Origin of the sequence: Pseudomonas sp. CFBP 8771 (assembly GCF_014841695.1) — a bacterium.
Lineage (GTDB): Bacteria > Pseudomonadota > Gammaproteobacteria > Pseudomonadales > Pseudomonadaceae > Aquipseudomonas > Aquipseudomonas baltica.
Window position 1 is genome coordinate 283,257 of record NZ_JACYUJ010000001.1, and the last position, 23,223, is coordinate 306,479.

At 63.5% G+C, this 23,223-nt stretch carries 17 protein-coding genes; 5 read left to right on the forward strand and 12 right to left on the reverse strand.

The genetic code is table 11. The features are described 5' to 3' along the window. Nucleotides 1-3,450: a transcription-repair coupling factor gene (mfd, locus tag IFT80_RS01255; protein WP_192103613.1), complete on the reverse strand. Its 3,450-nt coding sequence runs from the start codon at nt 3,448-3,450 to the stop codon at nt 1-3. Nucleotides 3,451-3,786: 336 nt separating this feature from the next. Between mfd and IFT80_RS01260 the strand changes: the two genes are divergently transcribed. Beyond that, a complete protein-coding gene (locus IFT80_RS01260; protein WP_192103611.1) occupies nt 3,787-5,250 on the forward strand; it encodes a glyceraldehyde-3-phosphate dehydrogenase in 1,464 nt (487 codons plus the stop codon). A 137-nt stretch (nt 5,251-5,387) separates the two neighbouring features. On the opposite strand, the gene tcuC is transcribed toward IFT80_RS01260, so the two are convergent. The 7 genes from tcuC to IFT80_RS01295 all read right to left on the reverse strand — a co-directional run bounded on the left by tcuC (nt 5,388) and on the right by IFT80_RS01295 (nt 11,951). Then, complete coding sequence (gene tcuC / locus IFT80_RS01265) at nt 5,388-6,677, reverse strand: MFS transporter (protein WP_185793698.1); 1,290 nt, start codon at nt 6,675-6,677, stop codon at nt 5,388-5,390. Between the two features lie 195 nt (nt 6,678-6,872). Then, the gene (locus IFT80_RS01270; protein WP_185793697.1) at nt 6,873-7,097 is read right to left on the reverse strand and encodes a DUF6555 family protein; all 225 of its coding nucleotides are present in this window, start codon (nt 7,095-7,097) and stop codon (nt 6,873-6,875) included. 142 nt (nt 7,098-7,239) lie between these two features. Next, a complete protein-coding gene (locus IFT80_RS01275; RefSeq protein ID WP_192103609.1) occupies nt 7,240-8,490 on the reverse strand; it encodes a D-mannose isomerase in 1,251 nt (416 codons plus the stop codon). Nucleotides 8,491-8,596: 106 nt separating this feature from the next. After that, a complete protein-coding gene (locus tag IFT80_RS01280; protein ID WP_163007597.1) occupies nt 8,597-8,746 on the reverse strand; it encodes a hypothetical protein in 150 nt (49 codons plus the stop codon). Nucleotides 8,747-8,793: 47 nt separating this feature from the next. Further along, a complete protein-coding gene (locus tag IFT80_RS01285) occupies nt 8,794-10,026 on the reverse strand; it encodes an MFS transporter (protein ID WP_122478756.1) in 1,233 nt (410 codons plus the stop codon). Between the two features lie 88 nt (nt 10,027-10,114). Continuing rightward, entirely contained in the window at nt 10,115-10,390 is a 276-nt protein-coding gene (locus IFT80_RS01290) for a DUF3253 domain-containing protein (protein ID WP_122478754.1), read from the reverse strand. A 100-nt stretch (nt 10,391-10,490) separates the two neighbouring features. Continuing rightward, nucleotides 10,491-11,951, reverse strand: a complete 1,461-nt coding sequence (locus IFT80_RS01295) for a sugar porter family MFS transporter (RefSeq protein WP_274598223.1) — start codon at nt 11,949-11,951, stop codon at nt 10,491-10,493. 392 nt (nt 11,952-12,343) lie between these two features. On the opposite strand from IFT80_RS01295, the gene map reads away from it, so the two are divergent. Continuing rightward, nucleotides 12,344-13,102, forward strand: a complete 759-nt coding sequence (map, locus tag IFT80_RS01300) for a type I methionyl aminopeptidase (RefSeq protein WP_192057383.1) — start codon at nt 12,344-12,346, stop codon at nt 13,100-13,102. A 23-nt stretch (nt 13,103-13,125) separates the two neighbouring features. Here map and IFT80_RS01305 read toward each other — a convergent pair whose 3' ends face one another. The 4 genes from IFT80_RS01305 to IFT80_RS01320 all read right to left on the reverse strand — a co-directional run bounded on the left by IFT80_RS01305 (nt 13,126) and on the right by IFT80_RS01320 (nt 19,450). Then, a complete protein-coding gene (locus IFT80_RS01305) occupies nt 13,126-13,494 on the reverse strand; it encodes a response regulator (protein WP_122478751.1) in 369 nt (122 codons plus the stop codon). A 21-nt stretch (nt 13,495-13,515) separates the two neighbouring features. After that, on the reverse strand, nt 13,516-14,961 hold the full coding sequence (locus tag IFT80_RS01310; protein ID WP_192103860.1) for an ATPase domain-containing protein: 1,446 nt from the start codon (nt 14,959-14,961) through the stop codon (nt 13,516-13,518). A gap of 228 nt (nt 14,962-15,189) precedes the next feature. Further along, nucleotides 15,190-16,530: a cation:proton antiporter gene (locus tag IFT80_RS01315; protein WP_122478745.1), complete on the reverse strand. Its 1,341-nt coding sequence runs from the start codon at nt 16,528-16,530 to the stop codon at nt 15,190-15,192. Between the two features lie 133 nt (nt 16,531-16,663). Then, entirely contained in the window at nt 16,664-19,450 is a 2,787-nt protein-coding gene (locus IFT80_RS01320) for an RHS repeat domain-containing protein (protein ID WP_192103607.1), read from the reverse strand. Nucleotides 19,451-19,664: 214 nt separating this feature from the next. Here IFT80_RS01320 and IFT80_RS01325 point away from each other — a divergent pair, with 214 nt between their 5' ends. The 3 genes from IFT80_RS01325 to IFT80_RS01335 all read left to right on the forward strand — a co-directional run bounded on the left by IFT80_RS01325 (nt 19,665) and on the right by IFT80_RS01335 (nt 23,223). Then, the gene (locus IFT80_RS01325) at nt 19,665-20,621 is read left to right on the forward strand and encodes a sugar ABC transporter substrate-binding protein (RefSeq protein ID WP_192103605.1); all 957 of its coding nucleotides are present in this window, start codon (nt 19,665-19,667) and stop codon (nt 20,619-20,621) included. A 68-nt stretch (nt 20,622-20,689) separates the two neighbouring features. Further along, a complete protein-coding gene (locus IFT80_RS01330) occupies nt 20,690-22,234 on the forward strand; it encodes a sugar ABC transporter ATP-binding protein (RefSeq protein WP_122478740.1) in 1,545 nt (514 codons plus the stop codon). Beyond that, nucleotides 22,231-23,223 (forward strand): ABC transporter permease, encoded by a 993-nt coding sequence (locus tag IFT80_RS01335; RefSeq protein WP_185793690.1) that lies wholly within the window; start codon nt 22,231-22,233, stop codon nt 23,221-23,223. The genes IFT80_RS01330 and IFT80_RS01335 overlap by 4 nt, the downstream gene beginning before the upstream one ends.

Consider the following 23,223-nt stretch of genomic DNA (forward strand, 5'->3'; position numbering starts at 1 on the left):
TCAACCGGCTTTCGGCGTGAGGCGTTCGAACAGCGACTCGATGACGTTGAAACGCTCCTCGGCGCGCTCCATCGGCACCATGAACTTGAACAGCGTGGCGCCTTCGAACTTGTAGCGCTTGGGCTGGCTCTGGATCAGCTTGATCAGGGTCAGCGGATCGACCGGCGTGCTGGCGCCGAACTCGATGCGTCCACCCTGCGGGCCGCCATCGACCTTGGTGATGCCCAGTTGCTCGGCTTGAAGCTTGAGCAGCGTCAGGCGCACCAGGTTCTTGGTCGGCTCCGGCAGCAGGCCGAAGCGGTCGATCATCTCCACCTGCAGGTCCTTGAGGCCGTCCTCGTCCACCGCCGAGGCGATGCGCTTGTAGAGAATCAGCCGGGCGTGCACGTCGGGCAGGTAGTCCGCGGGAATCAGTGCCGGCAGACGCAGGTTGATTTCCGGGCCGCCTCCCAGCGGCTGGTCGAGGTTGGGCTGCTCGCCCTTGCGGATCGACTTCACCGCGCGTTCGAGCATTTCCATGTACAGGGTAAAGCCGACTGCCTGGATCTGCCCGCTCTGGCCTTCGCCGAGCAGCTCGCCGGCGCCGCGGATCTCCAGGTCGTTGGTAGCCAGAACGAAACCCGCCCCCAGGTCCTGGGTGTTGGCGATGGCTTCCAGGCGCTTTTCCGCGTCCGGGGTAATCTGCTGGCGCGGCGGAGTCAGCAGGTAGGCGTAAGCCTGGTGGTGACTGCGCCCCACGCGGCCGCGCAGCTGGTGCAGCTGGGCCAGGCCGAACTTGTCGGCACGCTCGATGATGATGGTGTTGGCGCTGGGCACGTCGATGCCGGTCTCGATGATGGTCGAGGCAATCAGTACGTTGAAGCGCTTGTGGTAGAAGTCGCTCATCACCTGTTCGAGCTCGCGCTCGCGCATCTGTCCGTGGCCGATGCCGATGCGTGCCTCAGGCACCAGTTCGGCGAGGTCGGCGGCGCATTTCTCGATGGTCTTCACATCGTTGTGCAGGTAGTACACCTGGCCACCGCGCAACAGCTCGCGCAGCAGTGCTTCCTTCACGGTGCTCTTGTTCTGCTCCATGACGAACGTGCGCACCGACAGCCGCCGTGCCGGCGGTGTGGCGATGATCGACAGGTCGCGCATGCCGGCCACGGCCATGTTCAGGGTGCGCGGGATCGGCGTGGCAGTCAGGGTCAGGATGTCGACTTCGCTGCGCAGCGCCTTGAGCGCTTCTTTCTGGCGCACCCCGAAGCGGTGCTCCTCGTCGATGATCACCAGGCCCAGGTTCTTGATCTTGACGTCGTCCTGAAGCAGCTTGTGGGTACCGATGACGATGTCGATCTTGCCCTCGGCCAGTTGCGCCACCGCGCTGTTGACCTCTTTGGTCGACTTGAAGCGGCTCATCACCTCGACGCTGACCGGCCAGTCGGCGAAGCGGTCACGAAAGCTGTTGTAGTGCTGCTGGGCGAGCAGCGTGGTCGGCACCAGAATGGCCACCTGGCGACCACCGTGCACGGCGATGAACGCGGCACGCATGGCCACTTCGGTCTTGCCGAAGCCAACGTCGCCGCACACCAGGCGGTCCATCGGCTTGGGCGCCAGCATGTCGTGGCGCACCGCGTCGATGGCCGATTGCTGGTCCGGGGTTTCCTCGAAGGCGAAGCCGGCACTGAACGTGGCGTAGTCCAGCGCCGGGTCGGCGAAGGCATAGCCTTTGCGGGCAGCACGGCGCGCATAGATGTCGAGCAACTCGGCGGCCACGTCGCGGACCTGCTCGGCCGCCTTGCGCTTGGCCTTCTGCCAGGTTTCCGAACCAAGCCGGTGCAGCGGCGCCAGTGCATCGTCGCTACCGGTGTAGCGGGCGATCAGGTGCAGGTTGGCCACCGGCACGTACAGCTTGGCGTTCTCGGCGTAGGCCAGGGTCAGGAACTCGGCAACCTGATTGTCGATCTCCAGCGTCGCCAGACCCAGGTAGCGGCCCACACCGTGGTCGATGTGCACCACTGGCGCGCCTTCACGCAATTCGGTGAGGTTCTTGATGACGTTGTCGTTGGCGGCGTCGGCACGCTTGTCACGGCGCCGGCGCTGCATGACGCGCTGGCCGAACAGCGGGCTTTCGGCGATCAGGGCCAGGGCCGGGTCGAGAATCTGCAGGCCCTCGTCCAGTGGCGCGATGGTGATCGCCAGGCGCTCCTTGCCCTGGGCGAACTCTTCCCAGCCGTCCACGGTCCTCGGGCGGACCTTGAGCCGCTCGAGCAACTCCAGCAGCACTTCGCGACGGCCAGCCGATTCGGCGGTGAACAGTACCCGCCCGGGGAACTGGTCGAGGAATCCGGCCAGCGCGGCGAGGGGCTGGCTGGCCTTGGCCTCGATGGCCAGGTCCGGCAGTTTGGCTGCGGCAAAGCGCTCGCGGCCCGGCCCCGGTTCCAGATCGTCCTGGCTAACGATGACGCGCGGCCAGGTCTTGAGTTGGGCGAAGCAGTCTTCCACCGGCATGAACAGCTCTGCGGGCGGCAGCAGGGGCCGCGCGGGATCGACCCGGCGCTCTTCATAGCGGTTGCGCACATCGCTCCAGAAATGCTCGGCGGCCTGTTCGATGCCGGGCAGCGAAAACACCTGGGTGTCCTGGGGCAGGTAGTCGAACAGGGTCGAGGTTTCTTCGAAGAACAGCGGCAGGTAGTACTCGATGCCAGCAGGCGTGATGCCGCTGCTCAGGTCCTGGAAGATCGGGCAGCGCCGGAAGTCGACGTCGAAGCGTTCGCGAAAGCGCGCCTTGAAGCGGGTTACCGCCTCCTTCTGCAAGGGGAACTCACGTGCCGGCAGCAGGCGGATCGATTCGACCTTGTCGATGGAACGCTGGGTCTCCGGATCGAAGGTGCGCAGGGTCTCGATCTCGTCGTCGAACAGGTCGATCCGGTAGGGCAGTTTGCTGCCCATGGGGAACAGGTCGATCAGGGCGCCGCGCACGGCGAACTCGCCGTGTTCATAGACGGTGTCGACATAGCGGTAGCCGCTGGCTTCCAGGCGCGTGCGCATCTGCTCCACGTCCAGGCGCTGACCAACATCCAGCACCAGGCTGCTGCCGAGCAGAAACTGGGTCGGTGCCAGCCTGTGTAGGGCAGTGGTGATGGGCACTACCAAAACCCCGTGTGCCAGCTCGGGCAGGCGGTAGAGGGCGGCGATGCGCTGCGAGATGATGTCCTGGTGCGGCGAGAACAGGTCGTAGGGCAGGGTTTCCCAGTCGGGGAAATGCAGCACCGGCAACTGCGGGGCGAAAAAGCGCAGTTCCTGTTCCAGCCGATCGGCGCTCTGGCTGTCGGCGGTCAGCAGCAGGGTGAAGCGCTTGGCGGCATTGGCCGCTTCGGCGATCGCCAGGCTCAGGGCGGCCCCGGGCAGGTTGCCCCAGGCATGTTTGCCTGCCGAGGCAGGGAGTTGCGGAAGGCGCAGAACAGGCACGGGAGGTTGAGCTCCAAGCGTTGCGGCGGAAAACCGGGATTGTACCGGGGCGGCGGGGGGCTGTCAGGTGCTGTGATGGGGTTGTGCCATTGTGCGGCTTCTACAAGCAGACCCTGAAGGATCCGGGCATTAATTTTCTTGTTCGATCGCGGAGGAATCGGCCCGCAGAGGGCGCGCCATGGTCCCTCGCCATAAAACCGCCGGGTGTCGCCTACCTCATTGGTACACCTCGGTTTTTTTGACGGCCCGATTCGCCAAACTTCACGACGCCGATAAGCGCGGATTGCTCCCGCCGCGCGGCGAAGTCATAATGTAGCCCGTTTTCTCAGCCCCTACATGTGGAAGGTTACCGTGACTCAGAAGCCCGACCAGTGTCTTGGTGAATGGATCGATCGTGAAGCACTCGCCGAAGCGATGATTCCGTTGATCGGCCAGCTCTACCGCAATAACAACGTAGTCACCTCCATCTACGGCCGCAGCCTGATCAACCGTTCGGTGATCGAACTGCTCAAGGCGCACCGCTTCGCTCGCCACCGCCAGTCCGATTCCTCGGAGCTGTCGGTGCACGAGACGTTCCCGCTGATCAAGGCGATGAGCGAACTCAAGCTGGGCGCCGCCTCCGTCGATCTGGGCAAACTCGCGGTCAAGTTCAAGGAAAGCGGGAGCGGGCGCACTGCCGAACAGTTCGTGCGTGAAGAACTGGCAGACGTGGTCGGCAAGCAGAACGAAGGCGAGCGTACCGGTACCGACGTGGTGCTGTACGGTTTTGGCCGCATCGGTCGCCTCCTGGCGCGCATCCTGGTGGAGAAGGCAGGTGCCGGCGATGGCCTGCGTCTGCGGGCGATCGTCGTGCGCAAGGGCGCCGACAACGATCTGGTCAAGCGCGCCAGCCTGCTGCGTCGCGACTCGGTGCACGGTTCGTTCGACGGCATCATCCATGTCGACGAAGCCAACAGCACCCTGACGGTCAACGGCAACCTGATCCAGGTCATCTACGCCAAGAACCCCAGCGAAGTCGACTACACCCAGTACGGCATCAAGAATGCCCTGCTGGTCGACAACACCGGCGTGTGGCGCGATGCCGACGGCCTCGGCCAGCACCTGGCCTGCCCCGGCATCGACCGCGTGGTGCTGACCGCACCGGGCAAGGGCAAGCTGAAGAACATCGTGCACGGCATCAACCACGGCCAGATCACCGCAGACGACAAGATCGTTTCGGCGGCGTCCTGCACCACCAATGCCATCGTGCCGGTGCTCAAGGCGGTCAACGACAAGTTCGGCATCATCAACGGCCACGTCGAAACCGTTCACTCGTACACCAACGACCAGAACCTCATCGACAACTTCCACAAGGGCGACCGTCGCGGCCGTTCCGCGGCGTTGAACATGGTCATCACCGAGACCGGCGCCGCCACCGCTGCCGCCAAGGCACTGCCTGAACTGGCTGGCAAGCTGACCGGCAACGCGATCCGCGTGCCGACGCCGAACGTCTCCATGGCCATCCTCAACCTGAACCTGGAAAAGGCCAGTACTCGCGAAGAAATGAACGAGTACCTGCGCTACATGGCGCTGCATTCGGACCTGTCCCGGCAGATCGACTTCGTCAACTCGCAAGAAGTGGTATCGACCGACTTCGTCGGCTCGCGCTACGCCGGTGTGGTCGATGCCGAAGCCACCATCTGCAACGACAACCGCGTCGTGTTGTACGTCTGGTACGACAACGAGTTCGGCTACAGCTGCCAGGTAGTGCGCGTAATGGAAGACATGGCGGGCGTCAACCCTCCAGCTTTCCCTCACTGAGCCTGACCGCTGAATGAAAACGCCCCGACTGGTTCGGGGCGTTTTTGTGTGTGGGTGTCAGTCAGGACCCCGTCACGGGCAGAGCCCGCGTGCTTTTGTGGGAGCGGGTCTCTGCCCGCGAAGGCCGCGCCACCGTTTCACGCCTGCGCCGCCAACGCAGTCCGCTGCGCATGGCGGTCGCCACGAAACAGCACCAAAGTCGCCACCAACCCCAACACCGCCGCGCCACTGAGCCAGATGCCCGGTGCCGCCTTGTTGTCCAGGGCATGAATCAGGTAGGTGCAGGCGACCGGGGTGAACCCGCCAAACGTCGCCGTGGCCAGGCTGTAGGCCAGGGAAAACCCGGTGGTGCGCACGTCCAGCGGCATGATCTCGGTCAACGCCACAACCATGGCACCGTTGTACGAGCCATACAGGAACGACAGCCACAACTCGACCGTCAGCAGACGCGCGAAGCTGGGGTCAGCCACCAGCCATGACAAGGTCGGATAGGCCGTCAGAATCGCCAGCACCGTGGCCGCGAGCAGCAACGGTTTGCGCCCGATGCGGTCCGACAGCGCGCCCATGATCGGCAACCAGATGAAGTTGGAAATGCCCACCGCCATGGTCACCAGCAACGCATCCATGTCCGACAGGTGCAGCTCGTTCTTGCCGAACGTCGGCGTGTAGGCAGTAATCAGGTAGAACGACACGGTGGTCATCACGACCAGCGCCATGCCCGCCAGCACCAGACGGAAATTCTGCGCCACCGAGTGCACCACCTGCTTGAGGGTTGGGCGGTGGGTGCGAGCCTCGAACTCCGGGGTCTCTTCCAGCGAACGGCGGATGAAAAAGATCACGGGTACGATCATGCAACCCACCAGGAACGGCACCCGCCAGCCCCATTCGCCCATCTGTCGTGCATCCAGGAAGTGGTTGAGCAATACCCCCAGCAGGCCGGCGAAGACCACGGCGACCTGCTGGCTGGCAGACTGCCAACTGACGAAAAAGCCCTTGCGCCCTGGTGTGGCGATTTCCGCCAGATACACCGACACCCCGCCCAGTTCGACGCCTGCGGAAAAGCCCTGCAGCAGCCGGCCGAGCAACACCAGTAAAGGCGCCGCAACGCCCAGGGTTGCATAACCTGGTACGCAGGCAATCAACACCGTGCCCATGGCCATCAACGCCAGGGTCACGATCAGCCCTTTGCGGCGCCCGTGCCGGTCGATGTAGGCACCCAGAAAGATTGCCCCGAGCGGGCGCATGAGAAAACCGGCACCGAAGGTGGCCAGCGATAGCATCAATGAAGCGAAGGCGCTGTCGGTCGGAAAGAAAGTCTTGGCGATTGCCGTGGCATAGAAGCCATAGACCATGAAATCGAACATTTCGAGAAAATTGCCGCTGACAACGCGAAAGATCGCCTTGCCTTTACCCACCTCAGACGTCATGGCCGTGCTCACTCTACTTGATCTTGTTGATGACCCATGGATTCGAACACCTGGCCAATCGGGCACAGCTGTCCGACTCCGGGAACATATCTTGTAACAATATGTTCCAGATCAACCTCAGGTAAAGTGAATTCGTTCGCTAGCTAAGTTTTTCCAGCCACATTGCCGCGCGGGTAATCCGAGCGCCGAGCCTGCTCAGGCAGGGCGCCAGCTCACCGCGTGAATGCCGAATTTCTCGGCCGAGGGCTGGCTGGTCTTGGTCACGTGCTCGCGGCCGAATCGACCGATGCGGCCAACGCCAGCATCACAGCTCGCCCAATGCCAGGCTTCGCTGTTGTCCATTTTCTCGGCTCTGATGACGAAGGATTTGGGATCGCCGTGAAGGGTATAGTCGATGACGAACAGTTTCGCGTTGTTCATGGGGCCGAGGTTCTTCCTTGTGATGAGCGGCGTGATGTGCGTCGGAGTATGGCCCGCCAGAAAAATTCCGTTGGATTGGCGCGCCCGCGCCAATCCGCAGATTGCCTGGTAGCTCGCTCAGCTCAGCTCAGCTCAGCTCAGCTCAGCCCAGGCCGGCCTGGCGGGCCAGCGCGGTTGCCAGGCTCGGAGCCAGCGGCAAGGTCGGCAACAAAGTTGCCTGGTAGGCATGGTAGAGATCAGGCTTGCCCGGCCAGATGGTCCCTGCCGGTCGATTGCGAGCGTCGAGTTCGTGGTGCCAGCTGCCGTGCTCGCGGTCGATCAGGTAGAGGTCGATGTAGTCCCAGAACTCGCGATACCAGCGCTCGTAAGCGGCATCCGCGGTGCGCTGGTGCAACGCCGCGGCGGCGGCCACTGCCTCGGCCAGCGTCCAATGCAGGCGCTGCGCGACCACTGGACGGTGCTGCCAGTCGATGGTGTAGACGATTCCCGGCTGCCCGTCCACAGCCCAGCCCAGGTCGCAGGCTGCGGCGAACAGACGCTGGGCGTCGTCGGCCAGCCAGCTCGGGTTGGTCAGGCCGATGCGGTGCCTGGCGGCCTCCAGGTGCAGGAGCAATCGCGCCCACTCGAATGCGTGCCCTGGGGTTTGCCCGTATGGGCGAAATTCGTCGGCGGGGCGCTCGTGGTTGTAGTCCGCCAGGGGTTGCCAGCAGGCGTCGAAATGTTCGACCGGCAGGTAGCTGGCCGCAGCCGCGTGGTGGTGAATCAGCCGTTCACTGATTGCCAGCGCGCGATCCAGCCATTTGTCGTTGTTGCAGACGTCGGCCAGCGCCAGGCACGCTTCCACGCCGTGCATGTTGCTGTTGCCACCGCGGTAGCTTTCCGGATCGCTCCAGTCCTGGGCGAAGGACTCCAGGAATGCCTGCTCCTCCTCGCACCAGAAGCGTCGTTCCAGCACATCGACCGCATCCGTCAGCAACGCTGTCGCGCCGGGCCGTCCGGCGGCAACCGCCGAGCTCGCCGCCAGGGCAACGAAGGCATGCAGGTAGGCTTGCTTGCGCTCTGCAGCCACGGGTTTCTCGCTGGCATGCCAGCCGCCATTTCGTGCATCACGCAGTGGGCCCTGCAGCGTGCGAATGCCGTGGTCGACCATGGCTGCGCTGCCCGGGATCCCCTGGAGGCAGGCGAGGGCGAAGCTGTGGGTCATGCGCGCGGTCTGAATGGTCAATGCGCCACTGGACAGCAGCGGTCGGCCACGGTGATCGAGGTCGGCGAAACCGTTCTCGATCCGCGCGGCCTTGGCAAATTCCAGCAATCGCTGCCCCTGCAGGGCCAGCCAGTGCCGGTGGGCGGGAAGGGTCAACCAGCTGTTTGCAGCGGGAGTAAGGGGCTCCATCTGTACCAATGCCTCGCTAGGGGATGCAGGAGGCATCCAGCATAGCGGCCAGTGTTCCGTCGTGGGGAGCACTGACCCGTACAGTCATGCTTGTGGCCGATTCGACCTATTCATAGGCGTCATCTTGATCATCTTCGTCTTCAAGCGGCACGGGGGCATTGCTCGTGCCCGATCCGGGGTCTTCGTTGCCTGGATCGTTGATGAAAGGCACGCCGTTCGGGCCTTTCTCTTCAGTACCTTCGGTTTCCGGTGTCATGGTCATTCTCCTGTAGAAGAAATACGTCGCGACCTGCGCGGGTCGCCTCAGACGTTGGACGCTCGGGCACGCACGACGTTCATGCTGACCATGGCCACCACCGCAACCAAGGCAACCAGCACGCTGAAAAATTCCGCCGAATGATGCAGGCCGAACTGTGGAATGCTCACGCCGACGGCAATCACCGGCACCGACATGGACAGGTAATAAACGATGAACAGCGCCGAGGTCACCCCGGCTTTCTGGCCGGCAGGCGCGGCATTGGCCACCGCGCCCATGCCGGCGCGGAAGGTCAGGCCCTGGCCGATGCCGCTCAAGGCGCCGCCCAGCACCAATAGCCACAGCTGCGCGCTGGCGATACTCATGCCCAAACAGGCCACGCCCACGATCAGCACGCTGCAACCGATGCTCATCTGTGCACTGTCGCGGATCCGCCGAACCCAGGCCTGGCCGACGACCGAGCCTGCGAACAGCACGAAGATCACCGCGCCGATCACCACCCCTCCGTCGTGACCCATGACCTGACGCATGATCGACGGCACCAGCGAGGTGAACAGCCCCGTCACGCTGAAACCGGCGAGGCCGGCAATGGCCGCAGGAATGAACGGTCCGCGCACCGCCGCTGGCAGGCTGGGACGTTGGAAGGCAAGCCGCGGCTTGGCCGGGCGTTGGACGGTTTCACCGACAGACAGAATGGCTGCGGTAGCCGCCAACAGCAGCACCAGGTGGACGACGAACGCCAGGTGTACCGGCCACGGCAGGAATTGCGAAGTCAGCCCGGCCAGCAATGGCCCGAGGCCCAGGCCCAGCATGTTGGCCGCGGTGGCGACCAGGGTGGCATTGCCCTGCCAGCGCTTGGGCGCCGCCTCGATCACCGCCACCGTGCCGGTACCGGTCATGATGCCGGCCGAGAACCCCGAGATCAGCCGACCGACCAGCAGCCCGCCGATGGAGTCGGTGCAGAGGAAGATCAGCGCACTGAGCGCGCCCATGGCCAGGCCGGCCAGCAGCATCGGTCGCCGGCCCAGTTGATCGGACCAGCTGCCGACCGCCAGCAACGCAAAGATCACGCCGGCGGCATAGATGGCGAAAATCAAGGTCACCCAGGTCGGACCGAAACCCAGGTGCTGTTGATACAAGGCATACAGCGGTGTTGGCAGAGTGGTGCCGATCATGGTGATCAGAAACGCCAGGGCGATCAGCCAGAAGCGAGTCCGGGCACGCCGGTCGTTGCAGGTGTCGTCGGTGACGCCAGGGTCTTGCGCAGGTGTTCGAGTCATCGGTTTCAGCCAGATCGGAGAAGGCAGTCGGAGTACCCGTCGGTGGCATTTGGCCGGACGCCCGTCAGCAGCGGCGGCCGGCCATGCATCACGGGTGCTTGAAGTGCGCGCCGCGGCGCAGCCGGATCGGCCCCTCGGCTTCAGTGTCCGGGTCGAGCCGCACATCGCCTTGAGTCACGTCGATGATGCGAGCGGCGGCCAGGGCCCTGGCCACCCGGCGAACCTCGGGCATCAGCGCGCGCCACTGCGGTTCATCCTGCTCCAGCGAGCGAGCCACCTCGGAGGGGCAGATCGAAGCGCCGGGAGCGCGCTGTTCCAGCAGTTGCAGGACGCGGCTGGCGATGACGTCGTCGGGATGGGTCATGGAGGGCGTTCGTCCTTGCAGGCAACATGGCGAATATGAAAACAACTTCAGCCATGTTACCTGCAACGTCTCGCACTGGACATATCGACCCGTTGCCGGCTCAGGCGCTGGCGGCCTCGTCCGGAGTGAATTCCTTCTCCATGTGCCGTTCGATCTGCTCCAGCGACTTGCCCCGGGTTTCCGGCACGCAAGTCATCACGAAGATCAGCGACATGACGTTGATCACCGCGAACAACATGAAGGTATAAGGGCCGAAGCCGGCCAGGGCGATCGGGAACATGAACGCCACCGACGCATTGCACAGCCACTGGAAGCACACCGCAGTGCCGGTCATCAGGCCACGCAGGTGCGAGGGAAACAGCTCGGACATCAGCAGCCAGTAGACCGGAGCGATGAAGGTCTGCATGAACAGCAGGAACATCAGGATGCAGGCCAGTGCCAGGTAGCTCTGCAGCAGCGAGGCGGGCAGCATGGTCAGCACGCAGCAGAGCAGCACCTGCGCGAGGATCACGAAGCACAGGCCGGTCATCAGCATCGGCCGACGGCCATGGCGCCCGACCAGCCAGATGCCGATCAGGGTGGCGATCACCGAAGCCACGCCGTTGCCGATGGTGGCGGTGAGTGCCGCGTTGGTACCCAGCCCGGTGGACTTGAGGATGACCGGCGTGAAATACATGAACGCATTCACCCCCGTCAGCTGAGCCACGAAGCCCAGCCCCATGCCCACCAGCAGCAGGCGACGCAGCCAGGGCTCGGCCCAGATCGAGGACCAACTGACATCGGCACGCTGCTCTTCGTTCTGAGCAATGATCTCCTTCATTTCCTTGTCGACCTGCTTCTTGCTCGAACGCAGCCTTTCCAGCACTTCGCGTGCCTCGTCCATGCGGCCCTTGCTGGCGAGCCAGCGCGGTGAGGTGGGCACGAAGTGCATGCCGATCCACAGCAGGGCAGCCGGAATCACCGCGATGGCGAGCATCCAGCGCCATACATCGGGGGTGTGGGCAAAATGCGCGAGCAGGGCGTTGGAGACATAGGCCACCAACTGCCCGGTGACGATCATCAACTCATTCTGGCTCACCAGCCGCGCCCGCTTGTTGGGGCCGGCGATTTCGGCAATGAACATCGGCACGATCGCCGATGCCCCACCGACTGCCAACCCCAGCACGAAGCGAGTGGCGATCATGATCGCCACCGTCGGCGCGAGGGCGGAACCCAGGGCGCCGATCATGAACAGGATGGCCAGGCCTTTGAGCGCCGTCAGGCGTCCGTATTTGTCAGCCAGATGGCCGGCGAACAATGAGCCGAAGGCGGCACCCAGAATCAGCGAGGAAGCCACCAGGCCCTCGGTGAACGGAGTGAGGCCCAGGCCACCTTGATCCGGCCCCTGGGTCATGAAGGGCAGGGCGCCGGAAATCACCCCCGTGTCGTAGCCGAAAGCCAGCGCGCCCATGGTGGCGATGATCGCCACACGCACCACTATCTGGCCGGGAGAGGTGCGTGTGGCGTCGTTTTCCTCGCCTGCAGGCGAAGTGTCGGGTGTTGTGGTGTTGGAACTGGACAAGGCTCATTCCTTTCATTGCGCGCAGGCAATGCGTCGTGATGCGCCACGCAGGATCGCGCACGAAAGGGGCAAGGCAGGTATCAGCGTTCGGTGTTGCGATGCCGGCCCGGGAAGGGAACACTCCCAAAGGCCGTCGGCTCCAGCGGATATTATGATTATGTCGAACTGCTTGAATGTTGAAGTCTTCGGACCGCATTCGGTCATGCTGCCGAAGACACTGCCTGTGCGCTTTTCGCGACCATCTGCCGGTATGGCGCTGGGCTGTGAGTCTTATGAACGAAGTGGTTACAAAAAGTTTTGTATCGTTTGAAATTAAATGATGTCGGCGTGCGCCGCCCAGGCACGGCAGCGGCGCTCTGCTAGCATAGAGGCTTGAATCCCAGGAGAAACCCGTGAGCCGCAAGAATCTGAACCGCACCCCCGAGCAAGTCGCCTTGGCCCGCCGCGCAGGGGCGCTTGCCGCTGACGTACTGCGGATGATTGCACCGCACGTACAGGCCGGCGTCACCACCCAGTACCTGGATGAGCTGTGCAATGCCTACATCGTGAACGAATTGAAAGTAATCCCGGCCAACGTTGGCTATCACGGGTTTACCAAGACGGTGTGCATATCGGTCAACGAAGTGGTTTGCCACGGTGTGCCCAGCAACGAAGTGGTGCTGGCCGACGGCGACATCGTCAACATCGATGTGGCCGTCATAAAAGACGGCTGGTTCGGCGACACCAGCCGCATGTACTACGTCGGTGAGCCGAGCGCGCTGGCAAAGCGACTGGTGGACACCACCCACGAGGCGATGCTGGCCGGTATCGAAGTGGTCAAGCCGGGAGCGACGTTGGGCGATATCGGCCACGCCATCCAGAGCGTGGCGCACCGCGAAGGGTTCAGCGTTGTACGCGAATACTGCGGGCACGGCATCGGGCAGATCTACCACGACGATCCGCAAGTCTTGCACTACGGCCGCAAGGGCGAGGGGATGCGTTTGAGCCAGGGCATGATTTTCACCATCGAGCCGATGATCAACGCCGGCAAGGCTGGAACCCGCCAGTTGGCCGATGGCTGGACCGTGGTGACCCGCGATCGGTCATTGTCCGCGCAATGGGAGCATATGGTGGCAGTGACTGCCGATGGCTACGAAATCCTCACGCTGTAACGCGCGAGCGGCGGCTTTTGCGCCTAGGCCGGATCCAGCGGCACCAATTCGCGCACGCGTGCTACCACTTCGTTGATGTCGAAGGGCTTGTCGTATACGGCGTTGAAAAGTTCGGGCGTTGCCCGGCCGACGTTGCCTTGGGCGCCACTCATCAAAAGAATGGGCACAGACTCGAACGAAGCGTGACTACGGATCTTCTGCGCCAGTTCGAGGCCGTTCATCCCAGGCATCATGAAGTCGGTAATGACCAATGCCGGACGCTCGCGATCGAGGATCTCAAGCGCACGCTTGCCATTACCGGCCTTGACGGCCATATAGCCTTCGTCTTCCAACGCGTAACCAAGAATGTCGGCGATGAGATACTCATCGTCGACGATCAGGATAGTGGGCATGTCAGTTCGACCCCGGCAACATCACGGATTCGAAATCGTGGAGGCACTACCCGATAACACTGCCTCTGCATTTGTGAACGCCTTTCTCAGGTCGATTCCATGACCATGGATGACCAGCTCCAATAGCGACGGATCATAATAACTGTCTCTGATTTTAAGAATGGAAAGCAGGCGTTTTAGTTCAGACTCATGTTCGACGAATCGCGTCAGCAGGATGTTGTCGACGATGCTGGAGAGGTCTGGCGCCGGCGAGGTGATCTCCGGACCGAACAGGCCGCGAACCTCCCACGTGGCGAACACCGTGACGCCACGGGCGCGCAGCTCGCTCATCAGGGTACTGAAGAACTCGGTCAGGCGTACGGTGCTGGTCGCCGTGCGGGCCATGCCGCCCAGGCTGTCGATGAGCAGTCGCTTGATGCCATGGAACTCGACATGGCGCAGCAGCCTTGCCCCCAGACCGTCGAGCAGCCCTTCGGTGGTTGGCTGCCAACACACGTGCAAAGCGCCGCTGGCTTGCAGCGCCTCGAAATCATGGCCAAGCGATCGCGCCTTGACCTGCAGGCGGCGCTCGGACTCGTACATGCCAAACAGCATGCCCGGCTGTTCGGGCGTGGACGCCGACAGGAAGCTGATTCCCATGCTGGTCTTGCCGATGCCCGACGGGCCCATTACCAGCGTCACCGAGGAACGCGGCAGACCGCCGCCAATCAGGTTGTCGAGCGCCGGAATGCCGCTGGGTATGCGGGTAAGATCGGTGGGGTCGGGGCACGAGGGGTGGCTGTACAGGCTTTCCAGGCGCGGGTACACCACCAGCCCATCGTCGGTGATCTCGCATTCGTGCAACCCTGACAGCGCGCCGCTGCCACGGGTCTTGCGCAGTTGGATGCGGCGCACCGAACGGGTGTTGAACAGCTCCTCGCCCAGTTCGATCACGCCATCGACCATGGTGTGCTCTGGGCTGCCGTCGTCCAGTCGCGAGCTGGTCAGGAACAGCACCGTACACCCGGCGAACGCCGCATGGCCCTGCAGCTCGGAGATGAATTTCTTGGTGTCGATCTGTGAATCGGCCTTGGAGCGGGCATTGAGCACGCCATCGACGATCAATACCGTCGCTTTCTGCCGACTGATCTCGCGGCGCAGCAGCTTGACCACTTCGTCCAGGCCTTCGTTTTCCAGGGTGTCGAATGCGCTGACGAACTGGATCTCGTTGCCGATTTTCGAGGCATCGAAAAAGCTCAGCGTGGACAGGTACTGGAACAGCCGCTCATGGGATTCCGCAAGCAGGGTGGCGACCAGTACGCGGCCACCCTGGCTCACGTGATTGAAGCCCAACTGGTTGGCCAGGATGGTCTTGCCCGAACCCGGACGGCCCTGCACGATGTATGACGCACCGGCCACCAGCCCACCCTTGAGCAACAAATCGAGCCCTTCAATCCCGCTTGCGAGGCGCTTTAGCTGTTCCAATATCCGATCTGCCTGTATGGGTTGTACGCGATCGGCCATGTCTGCACGACAGTGACCGATCCATCAAATGCTGGGGATTCTATACCTTTTTGACCAAGCCAGTGCATCCAAACCCATGCCCCTGTAGCAGCGGCTTGCGCCAACGGTATGGCAGGTGTTCGCACTCCCTGTAGCAGCGGCGCAAGCCGCGTCCGGCAGCACCGCGGAGCCCCTGATCCACCTCAACCACCGCTAGACGGATTTCCGCCGACGTTCGTAATGCTCCAGCAACGGCTGGGTGCTGATGCCATGCACCAGAATGCTCAAGGCCACCACCGACAACGTCAGGCTGATACACACCTGCTCGACCGACTCAGGCAGTTCGTGGGCCAGTGCGTAGCACAGGTAGTAGATGGAGCCGATCCCGCGGATGCCGAACCAGCCCAGCAATGCTCGCTGATGGCCATCGAGCAGGCGGCGGCTGACCAGCAGCCATACGCTCAGCGGGCGGATCACGCAGAACAGTGCCGCCGCCAGGCCGACCGCACGCCAGTCCCAGTAGGCAGAAAGCGTTGCCCCCAGAATGGTGATCAGCAGGACTTCCATGGATCGTTCCACCAGATTGCCGAACACCAGGATGTCGCCCATCATCACCCCAGCGGCCAATTGCCCGTCCTCCAGATCCTTGGGGTGGGTGACGGTACCTTCCTCGGGCGCCAGGTCGCGGTGACCCACGATCGGCTTGGCCAGATGCTCCGAAGGAACCTCGGATCTCGACGTACGCACTTCTGCCTGACGCAGCCCCAGGCCGGCCGCGAACACTGCGAGAAATCCGAAAGCGCCCAGGGATGCGGCGCCAAAGTACGACAGGGCAATCAGCGCCAACGCCAGAAAGTCGTTGGGCGAGTTGGTACTGTCGGCATTGCGCACGCGCAGGTAGATCATCAGATGACCGATGGCCCGGCCCATCCCGTAACCGACCAAGAGCCCGACCGGCACGCCCCACAGCAGATTCTCCAAGGCCCACTGGCCCAGCCAGTGGCTGTCCAGGCTGCCATGGTGCAGCATCAGCAGGCTGAGGATCACGAAGGGAAAGGCCGTACCGTCGTTGAGCCCGGCCTCACCCGACAGCCCGAAGCGCACACGGTCGAAGTCCTGCGCGCTATTCACCTGGACCATGGATGCCAGCACCGGATCGGTCGGCGCCAGCATCGCCCCGAGCAAGGTACTCACGCCCCAGGACAAGCCCAGGCCGTAGTGCGCCACCAGGCACACGCCCAGAATCGACACCAGCATGACCGGACCAGACAGCATATAGGCCGCTCGCCACGCGCTGCGCCCCAGGCCAAGTCGCAGCTTGATCCCGGTGCTGAACAGCGAGAACAGCACGGCAGCCTCCGCCAGGCGCTCGAGCCACGAGGCGGTGTCCTTGAAATCGGTGGTGAACAGACCCAGCCCCATGGGACCGATGGCCACGCCGAATGCCAGGCACACCGCAGAGGTCGTCACCGGCAGCCAGCGCAAGTAGGACGCCGTCAGCGCCAGCATCAACAGCAGGACGCCAAGAACGGCCATCCACAAAATAAAGCTCATCAGGCCTCGCCGGGCTTGCGCCCATGAAATGGCTACAAAATGTAACCGCTTCAGCTGTGACTGCCAGGGAGAGCGTTAGTTGAGTGGCAAAACGTCGCGGCCAGTGGCTACTGGCACAGGCGGCGAGCTGGCGTTATGGATTGCCCGAGAGACCATAGCTCTGCTTGACGCGGTCCATGATGCCCGTGCGATTCGACGCATTGACTGTCTTCATCTGCCCCATGAGGTTTTCACCGGTCTTGCTCGCAAGCAGATCCTCATGAGTCTTGGCAATTTCTCCAAGCTCCTCCGCGCCATGCACCACACCGGTCACGGTCCACGCCGTCGACAACACCTTGAGTCCGAACTTCGCTACTGGATGCGGCACCACCGCAGCAGCGCCGTCCAGGCCTGCCTTGACCGTAGCGCCGAACGACAGCCCGGTGATCAGCTTGTCTTGCGTCAGCTCCTGCAGGTCGTGCAGAGATGCTTGCAGTTCCTCGGCCTTGGTTTCGGACAAGGTTGCCAGCTCGGCGGTGCCTTGCACGGCTTTCTGGGTATTCTTGATAGTGGCCTTGATGCTGTGCGCAACGCCGTTCACCGCATCCGTGGCAATAGCCCCCGCCAGAGGTGCCTTGTTGATCTGCGAGAGATCGCCGGTCTGGCTGAACTCGACCACGGTGCCAACGCTTTCAGCACCCTTGAGCACTGCACCGACGCCCGGCACTTGCCCATGCGCGAGGTGATCTGCCGTCTGCGCACGGCCCTTGGCACTGTTCAGAATCTGCTGCCCCGGGCTGAATTGGTCCTTCATGCGCTGAACCTTGCCCATGGCGTTGTCCGCCCGCTGGTCGCCCATCGAGGTGCTTGGCGGAGCAGCAGCTGGCTGTGCTGGCGCTTGCGACTGACGTTCGTGGTACTTGTACGCCTCATAGCCGATACCCGCTGCGCCGACGCCGCCCTTGAACAAGGCACGCATCATCCGGCCATCGTCATCCACTGCAGACGACGGCGAGTTGCGCACCATGGCATACAGATTGAGCCCATCCACCGTCCCCGCCGGATCGGCGCTCAGCCAGCGTCCGGCCCAGGGCTGATAGTAGCGGTAGCCATAGTAGTAGAGCCCGGTGTCGTCGCGTTCCTTGCCCGAGTAACGGACGGTCTTGTAGCTCGCCTCGACCTGGTGGCGGCAGGCCCAGACCGAGGTGGCGCCGAACGGAAAGAATTCCTCGCGGCTGATGACTTGACCGTCGCCGTCGAGTTCCAGGCCATGACTGCCCAGCAGGTCGGTGTAGCTGTAGCGCAACTGATCGTTGGCCAGGCCCTCGGGACTGCCGTCTGGCCAGTGCAACAGGCGAATATGTTCGGCTACCTTGAGGCAATGCAGGGTCTGGCCGTCATGCTGGCGCAACTCCAGCCCCGGCAGGTAGCAAGTGCTTCCCTGCGCGTGGGTCTTGCGCAGTCGCTGGTGCTGCTGGCCGTAGAGGTAGTGCTCGGTGCCGGCCTCGGCGCGCGTCACGCTGGCCAGCTGCATGCGACTGTTCCAGGCAACAGATTGGGAGCCGTCCAGCCCGCGTTGTTGCCCGGCGGCATCGAACTGGCTGTCGACCAGTGCAGGGTCATCGCACACGCTGCTCAACACGGCCCGGTTGCTGCACGCCGAGGTCGTCAGCCTGACCGTGTAGCCGGAATCGGTGGCTGGCACGGTGTGCCGAATGCTCTGCAGGTTGCCGGCCTCGTCGTACGCGTAGCGACGCTGGTACAGCGCATGGGCGTGGGTATCGATGGGGAGTGCAGATGGCAGGCTGCTGCTCATCTGGCCGAGTGCAGCCATCTGCCGACCGCTGGCCAGGATCAACTGCGACAGCGAGTCGTAACGGTAGTCCTGCTGCGGATCGATTTTCTGATTGCGCCAGAAGCGTGTCTGCTCCGCTTGGTTGCGCACCTGGGTCACCCGGCCGGTGGGGTCATAGCGGTAGCGCAGGTCCTGCAAGGTCTGGCGGTCGCTGGCGCGCTGGGTACGCATGCCGACCAGGCGTTGGGTGTCGGCTGCATAGGTATGGGTGATGACGACACCGTTGGCATGCCGCTCGACTTCTTTCTGCCCCCCGGCTGTGTAGGTCACGTCCAGCACCACCGGCGTCTCCAAGCCGCCATTGCGAGTGACCCAACTGGCCCGGTACTGCCCGCAACGGTCATGGCCATGGCGTTGCCGATGGCCCCTGGCATCCTCGCTGGCGATGATTGCGCCGCAGGCATCGAAGCTCACCGTACTGGTCAGGCTTTGCGGTTCCAGGCACCGCGCCTCGCCTTGGGCATCGTCCTGCGCCCAGTCGCATTCGGTGTGGCCAGCTAGCAGTTGCAGGGTCTCGCCTGCGATTGCACCGAGCAGGCTGCGCGCTTGCACGACGTGTCTGCCGGCGCTGTCGAAACGTGTCTGGCAATGGCCGGCCAGGTTGAACGCCTTGGCCTCTGCGTCAACGCCCGCCCATTGCCAGCGCTCGGCGGTGCGAAAGGCACGTTGGGCAGAGCGTTCCCGGATCGACAGCAGCCGGCCGGGCAGCGCCGCAGGTTCGTAGCAGCGCGTCTGCTCGACACCGTTCGCCAGCCATGTCATCGCCTCGCGGCCACACGCGTCGTACAGCGTTCGCGTGTTGCCGGCATCGACACTGCGGGTGTACAGGCATCGACCGCTCAAGCTGCGCACCTGTGCCAGGTTGGCGGCCACTTCGGGACGCTCGGCCTGGGCCGCGTGAAGGCGCGGATCGATACTGCTGATCAATTGCCCGCTGGCGTCATGGCCGTAGCGGGTGATGCGGGCCTGCGCAGAACCCGCTTGGTCGCGGTGGTAGGCAATCTCGCGCAGCACCCGCGCCCGGCCGTCGAAGCAGCGCAGGGCAGGGGTTGCAGCATGGATGGTGTGAGCAGCAGCGTCAGTCATGGCAGTACCGATAAACAGGAATCAGGGATAGGTTTCCCGCTGTTGTAACCTGCCGTGTTTCGGCCCGCCTCGAGTGGGCGCTGTGATGACCCGTGCTACAGCCCGCGGCACCGATTGACAATTCTCCGATCCCTGACCATAGTTCCTGTCACGCAAACGTTTGCGGGTTTCCGCAAGCTGCGCTCGATAACAATCATAAGATCGGAGTAAACCCATGAAGCTGCCCTTCGCCGGACGCCTGCTCGCTGTCTCCCTGATGGCTGCCATCGGCGCCATCGCCCCGTTGCAATCCTCTTTCGCCGATACCCAGAAGCCCAAGGTCGCGCTGGTCATGAAGTCCCTGGCCAACGAATTCTTCCTGACCATGGAAGACGGCGCCAAAAGCTACCAGAAAGAGCACGCTGCCGATTTCGACCTGGTGTCCAACGGCATCAAGGACGAGTCCGACACCGCCAACCAGATCCGTATCGTCGAGCAGATGATCGTCGCCAAGGTCGACGCGCTGGTCATTGCCCCGGCGGACTCCAAGGCACTGGTACCCATCATCAAGAAAGCCATGGATGCAGGCATCAAGGTCGTCAATATCGACAACCAGCTCGATGCCGGGGTGCTTGAGAGCAAAGGAATCCAGGTGCCGTTCGTGGGCCCCGACAACCGCAAGGGCGCCAAGCTGGTGGGTGACTACCTGGCTACGCGCCTGAGCGCTGGCGACCAGGTGGGGATCATCGAAGGTGTACCGACCACCACCAACGCGCAGATGCGCACTGCCGGTTTCAAGGACGCCATGCAAGCGGCGCAGATGAACATCGTCTCGGTGCAGTCGGGTAACTGGGAAATCGACAAGGGCAATGCCGTCGCTTCGGCCATGCTCAACGAGTACCCGGACCTCAAGGCGCTGCTGGCCGGCAACGACAGCATGGCGCTGGGCGCAGTGTCTGCAGTGCGCGCCGCCGGCAAGGCGGGCAAGGTCCAGGTGGTCGGCTACGACAACATCAATGCCATCAAGCCGATGCTCAAGGACGGCCGCATACTGGCCACGGCCGACCAGTTCGCCGCCCGCCAGGCAGTGTTCGGCATCCAGAACGCCTTGGCCCTGGTCAAGGGCGACAAGCTCGACGTCGACGCCAACGGTGTCATCCAGACCCCGGTCGAGCTCGTCACCCAGCCTTGATGCAGTGCACCTCGCGGCAGGTCTGGCCAGTGCCGGCCTGTCGCCTGCAGGTGTGCCTGGAGAAACCTATGACATCCAACGTTGTGCTGTCGGTAAGTGGCATCGGCAAGACCTATGCCCAGCCGGTGCTGTGGGACATCGACCTTGAGTTGCACCGCGGCGAAGTGCTGGCCTTGACCGGGGAGAACGGCGCAGGCAAAAGCACGCTGTCGAAGATAATCGGTGGCCTGGAAGCACCCACCACCGGCCAGATGCAGTTCCAGGGCCAGCCATGGCTGCCGGGCAGTCGCACTGCAGCCGAGCGCGGCGGGGTGCGCATGGTCATGCAGGAACTCAACCTGTTGCCTACCCTGACCGTCGCGGAAAACCTGTTCCTCCATGATCTGCCCAGCCGTGCTGGCTGGATCGACCGTCGCCGCCTGCGCGAACAGGCCCGCCAGGCCATGGCGCAGGTGGGCCTGGATGCCATCGACCCAGATACCCTGGTCAGCGACCTTGGCATCGGCCATCAGCAGATGGTCGAAATCGCCCGTAACCTGATCGGCGACTGTCAGGTGCTGGTGCTCGACGAACCTACCGCCATGCTCACCGCACGCGAGGTCGACATGCTGTTCGCGCAGATCCTGCGGCTGCGCGAACGCGGGGTGTCGATCATCTACATTTCCCACCGGCTGGAAGAACTGGCGCAGGTCGCGCAACGCATCGCCGTGCTGCGCGACGGACGCCTGGTGTGCGTCGAACCGATGGCGCGCTACGACAGCGAACAGCTGGTGAACCTCATGGTCGGGCGCGAACTGGGCGAGCGTATCGACCTGGGCGAGCGACGCATCGGCGCGCCGATGTTCAAGGTGCAGGGCATGACCCGTGGCGACAAGGTCAAGGACGTGTCCTTCGAGGTGCGCCAGGGCGAGATTTTCGGTATTTCCGGATTGATCGGGGCTGGGCGTACCGAGCTGCTGCGGCTGATCTTCGGCGCCGATGCCAGCGATGCCGGTACCGTTGCGATCGGTCAACCACCCAAACCGGTGAGCATTCGCAGCCCGGCCGACGCCGTTGCTCATGGTATCGCCCTGATCACCGAAGACCGCAAGGGCGAGGGCCTGCTGCTGTCGCAGTCGATCAGCGCCAATATCGCCTTGGGCAACATGCCGGCCATTTCCGCGGCCGGCATCGTCGACAACAAGGCCGAGCGAGCCTTGGCCCAGCGCCAGATCGAGGCCATGCGCATTCGCAGTTCCAGCCCGGCGCAGACGGTGGCCGAGCTTTCCGGCGGCAATCAGCAGAAGGTGGTGATCGGCCGCTGGCTGGAGCGTGACTGCAACGTGCTGCTGTTCGACGAGCCCACCCGTGGCATCGACGTGGGCGCCAAATTCGACATCTATGCCCTGCTGGGCGAGCTCACCCGCCAGGGCAAGGCGCTGGTGGTGGTGTCCAGCGACCTGCGCGAGCTGATGCTGATCTGCGATCGTATCGCGGTGCTCTCGGCCGGCCGCCTGATCGACACCTTCGAGCGCGAACACTGGAGCCAGGATGAACTGCTGGCAGCCGCGTTCGCCGGTTATCAAAAACGCGATGCGCTGCTGGCCGAGCCTGCAGCAAGGACCCCTGCATGAAAACTTCGACACTGCCCAAAGACACTCCCGGCGCAAAAACCGGCGGCACTTATCTGGGCCTCGGCACCTACCTGGGTCTGGCTGGCGCATTGCTGGCCATGATCGTCCTGTTCTCCCTGCTCAGCAGCCATTTCCTTTCGTACAGCACGTTCAGCACCATCGCCAACCAGATTCCCGATCTCATGGTGCTGGCGGTCGGCATGACCTTCGTGCTGATCATCGGCGGCATCGACCTGTCGGTGGGTTCGGTGCTGGCGCTGGCGGCCTCGGCGGTCAGTGTGGCAATCCTCGGCTGGGGCTGGAGCGTATTGCCCGCAGCCCTGCTCGGCATGGGTTGCGCAGCGCTCGCCGGCACCATCACCGGCTCGATTACCGTGGCCTGGCGGATTCCTTCGTTCATCGTCTCCCTGGGTGTGCTGGAAATGGCCCGCGGGGTTGCCTACCAGATGACCGATTCGCGCACCGCCTATATCGGCGATGCCTTCGCCTGGCTGTCCGACCCGGTAGCGTTCGGCATCGCGCCCTCGTTCCTGATCGCCCTCGGCGTCATCGCCATTGCCCACCTGACCCTGACTCGCACCGTGTTTGGCCGCTACCTGATCGGCATCGGTACCAACGAAGAAGCCGTGCGCCTGGCCGGCATCAACCCCAAGCCCTACAAGGTGCTGGTGTTCTCCCTCATGGGCCTGCTGGCAGGCGTGGCCGCGTTGTTCCAGATATCCCGGCTGGAGGCGGCCGACCCGAATGCCGGTGCTGGCCTGGAACTGCAGGTGATCGCCGCCGTGGTGATCGGCGGCACCAGCCTGATGGGCGGGCGCGGCTCGGTCATCAGCACCTTCTTTGGCGTGCTGATCATTTCCGTGCTGGCGGCCGGCCTGGCGCAGATCGGCGCGACCGAGCCGACCAAGCGCATCATCACCGGCGCGGTGATCGTCATCGCCGTGGTGCTCGACACCTACCGCAGCCAACGCGCACGCAAGCGGGGCTAG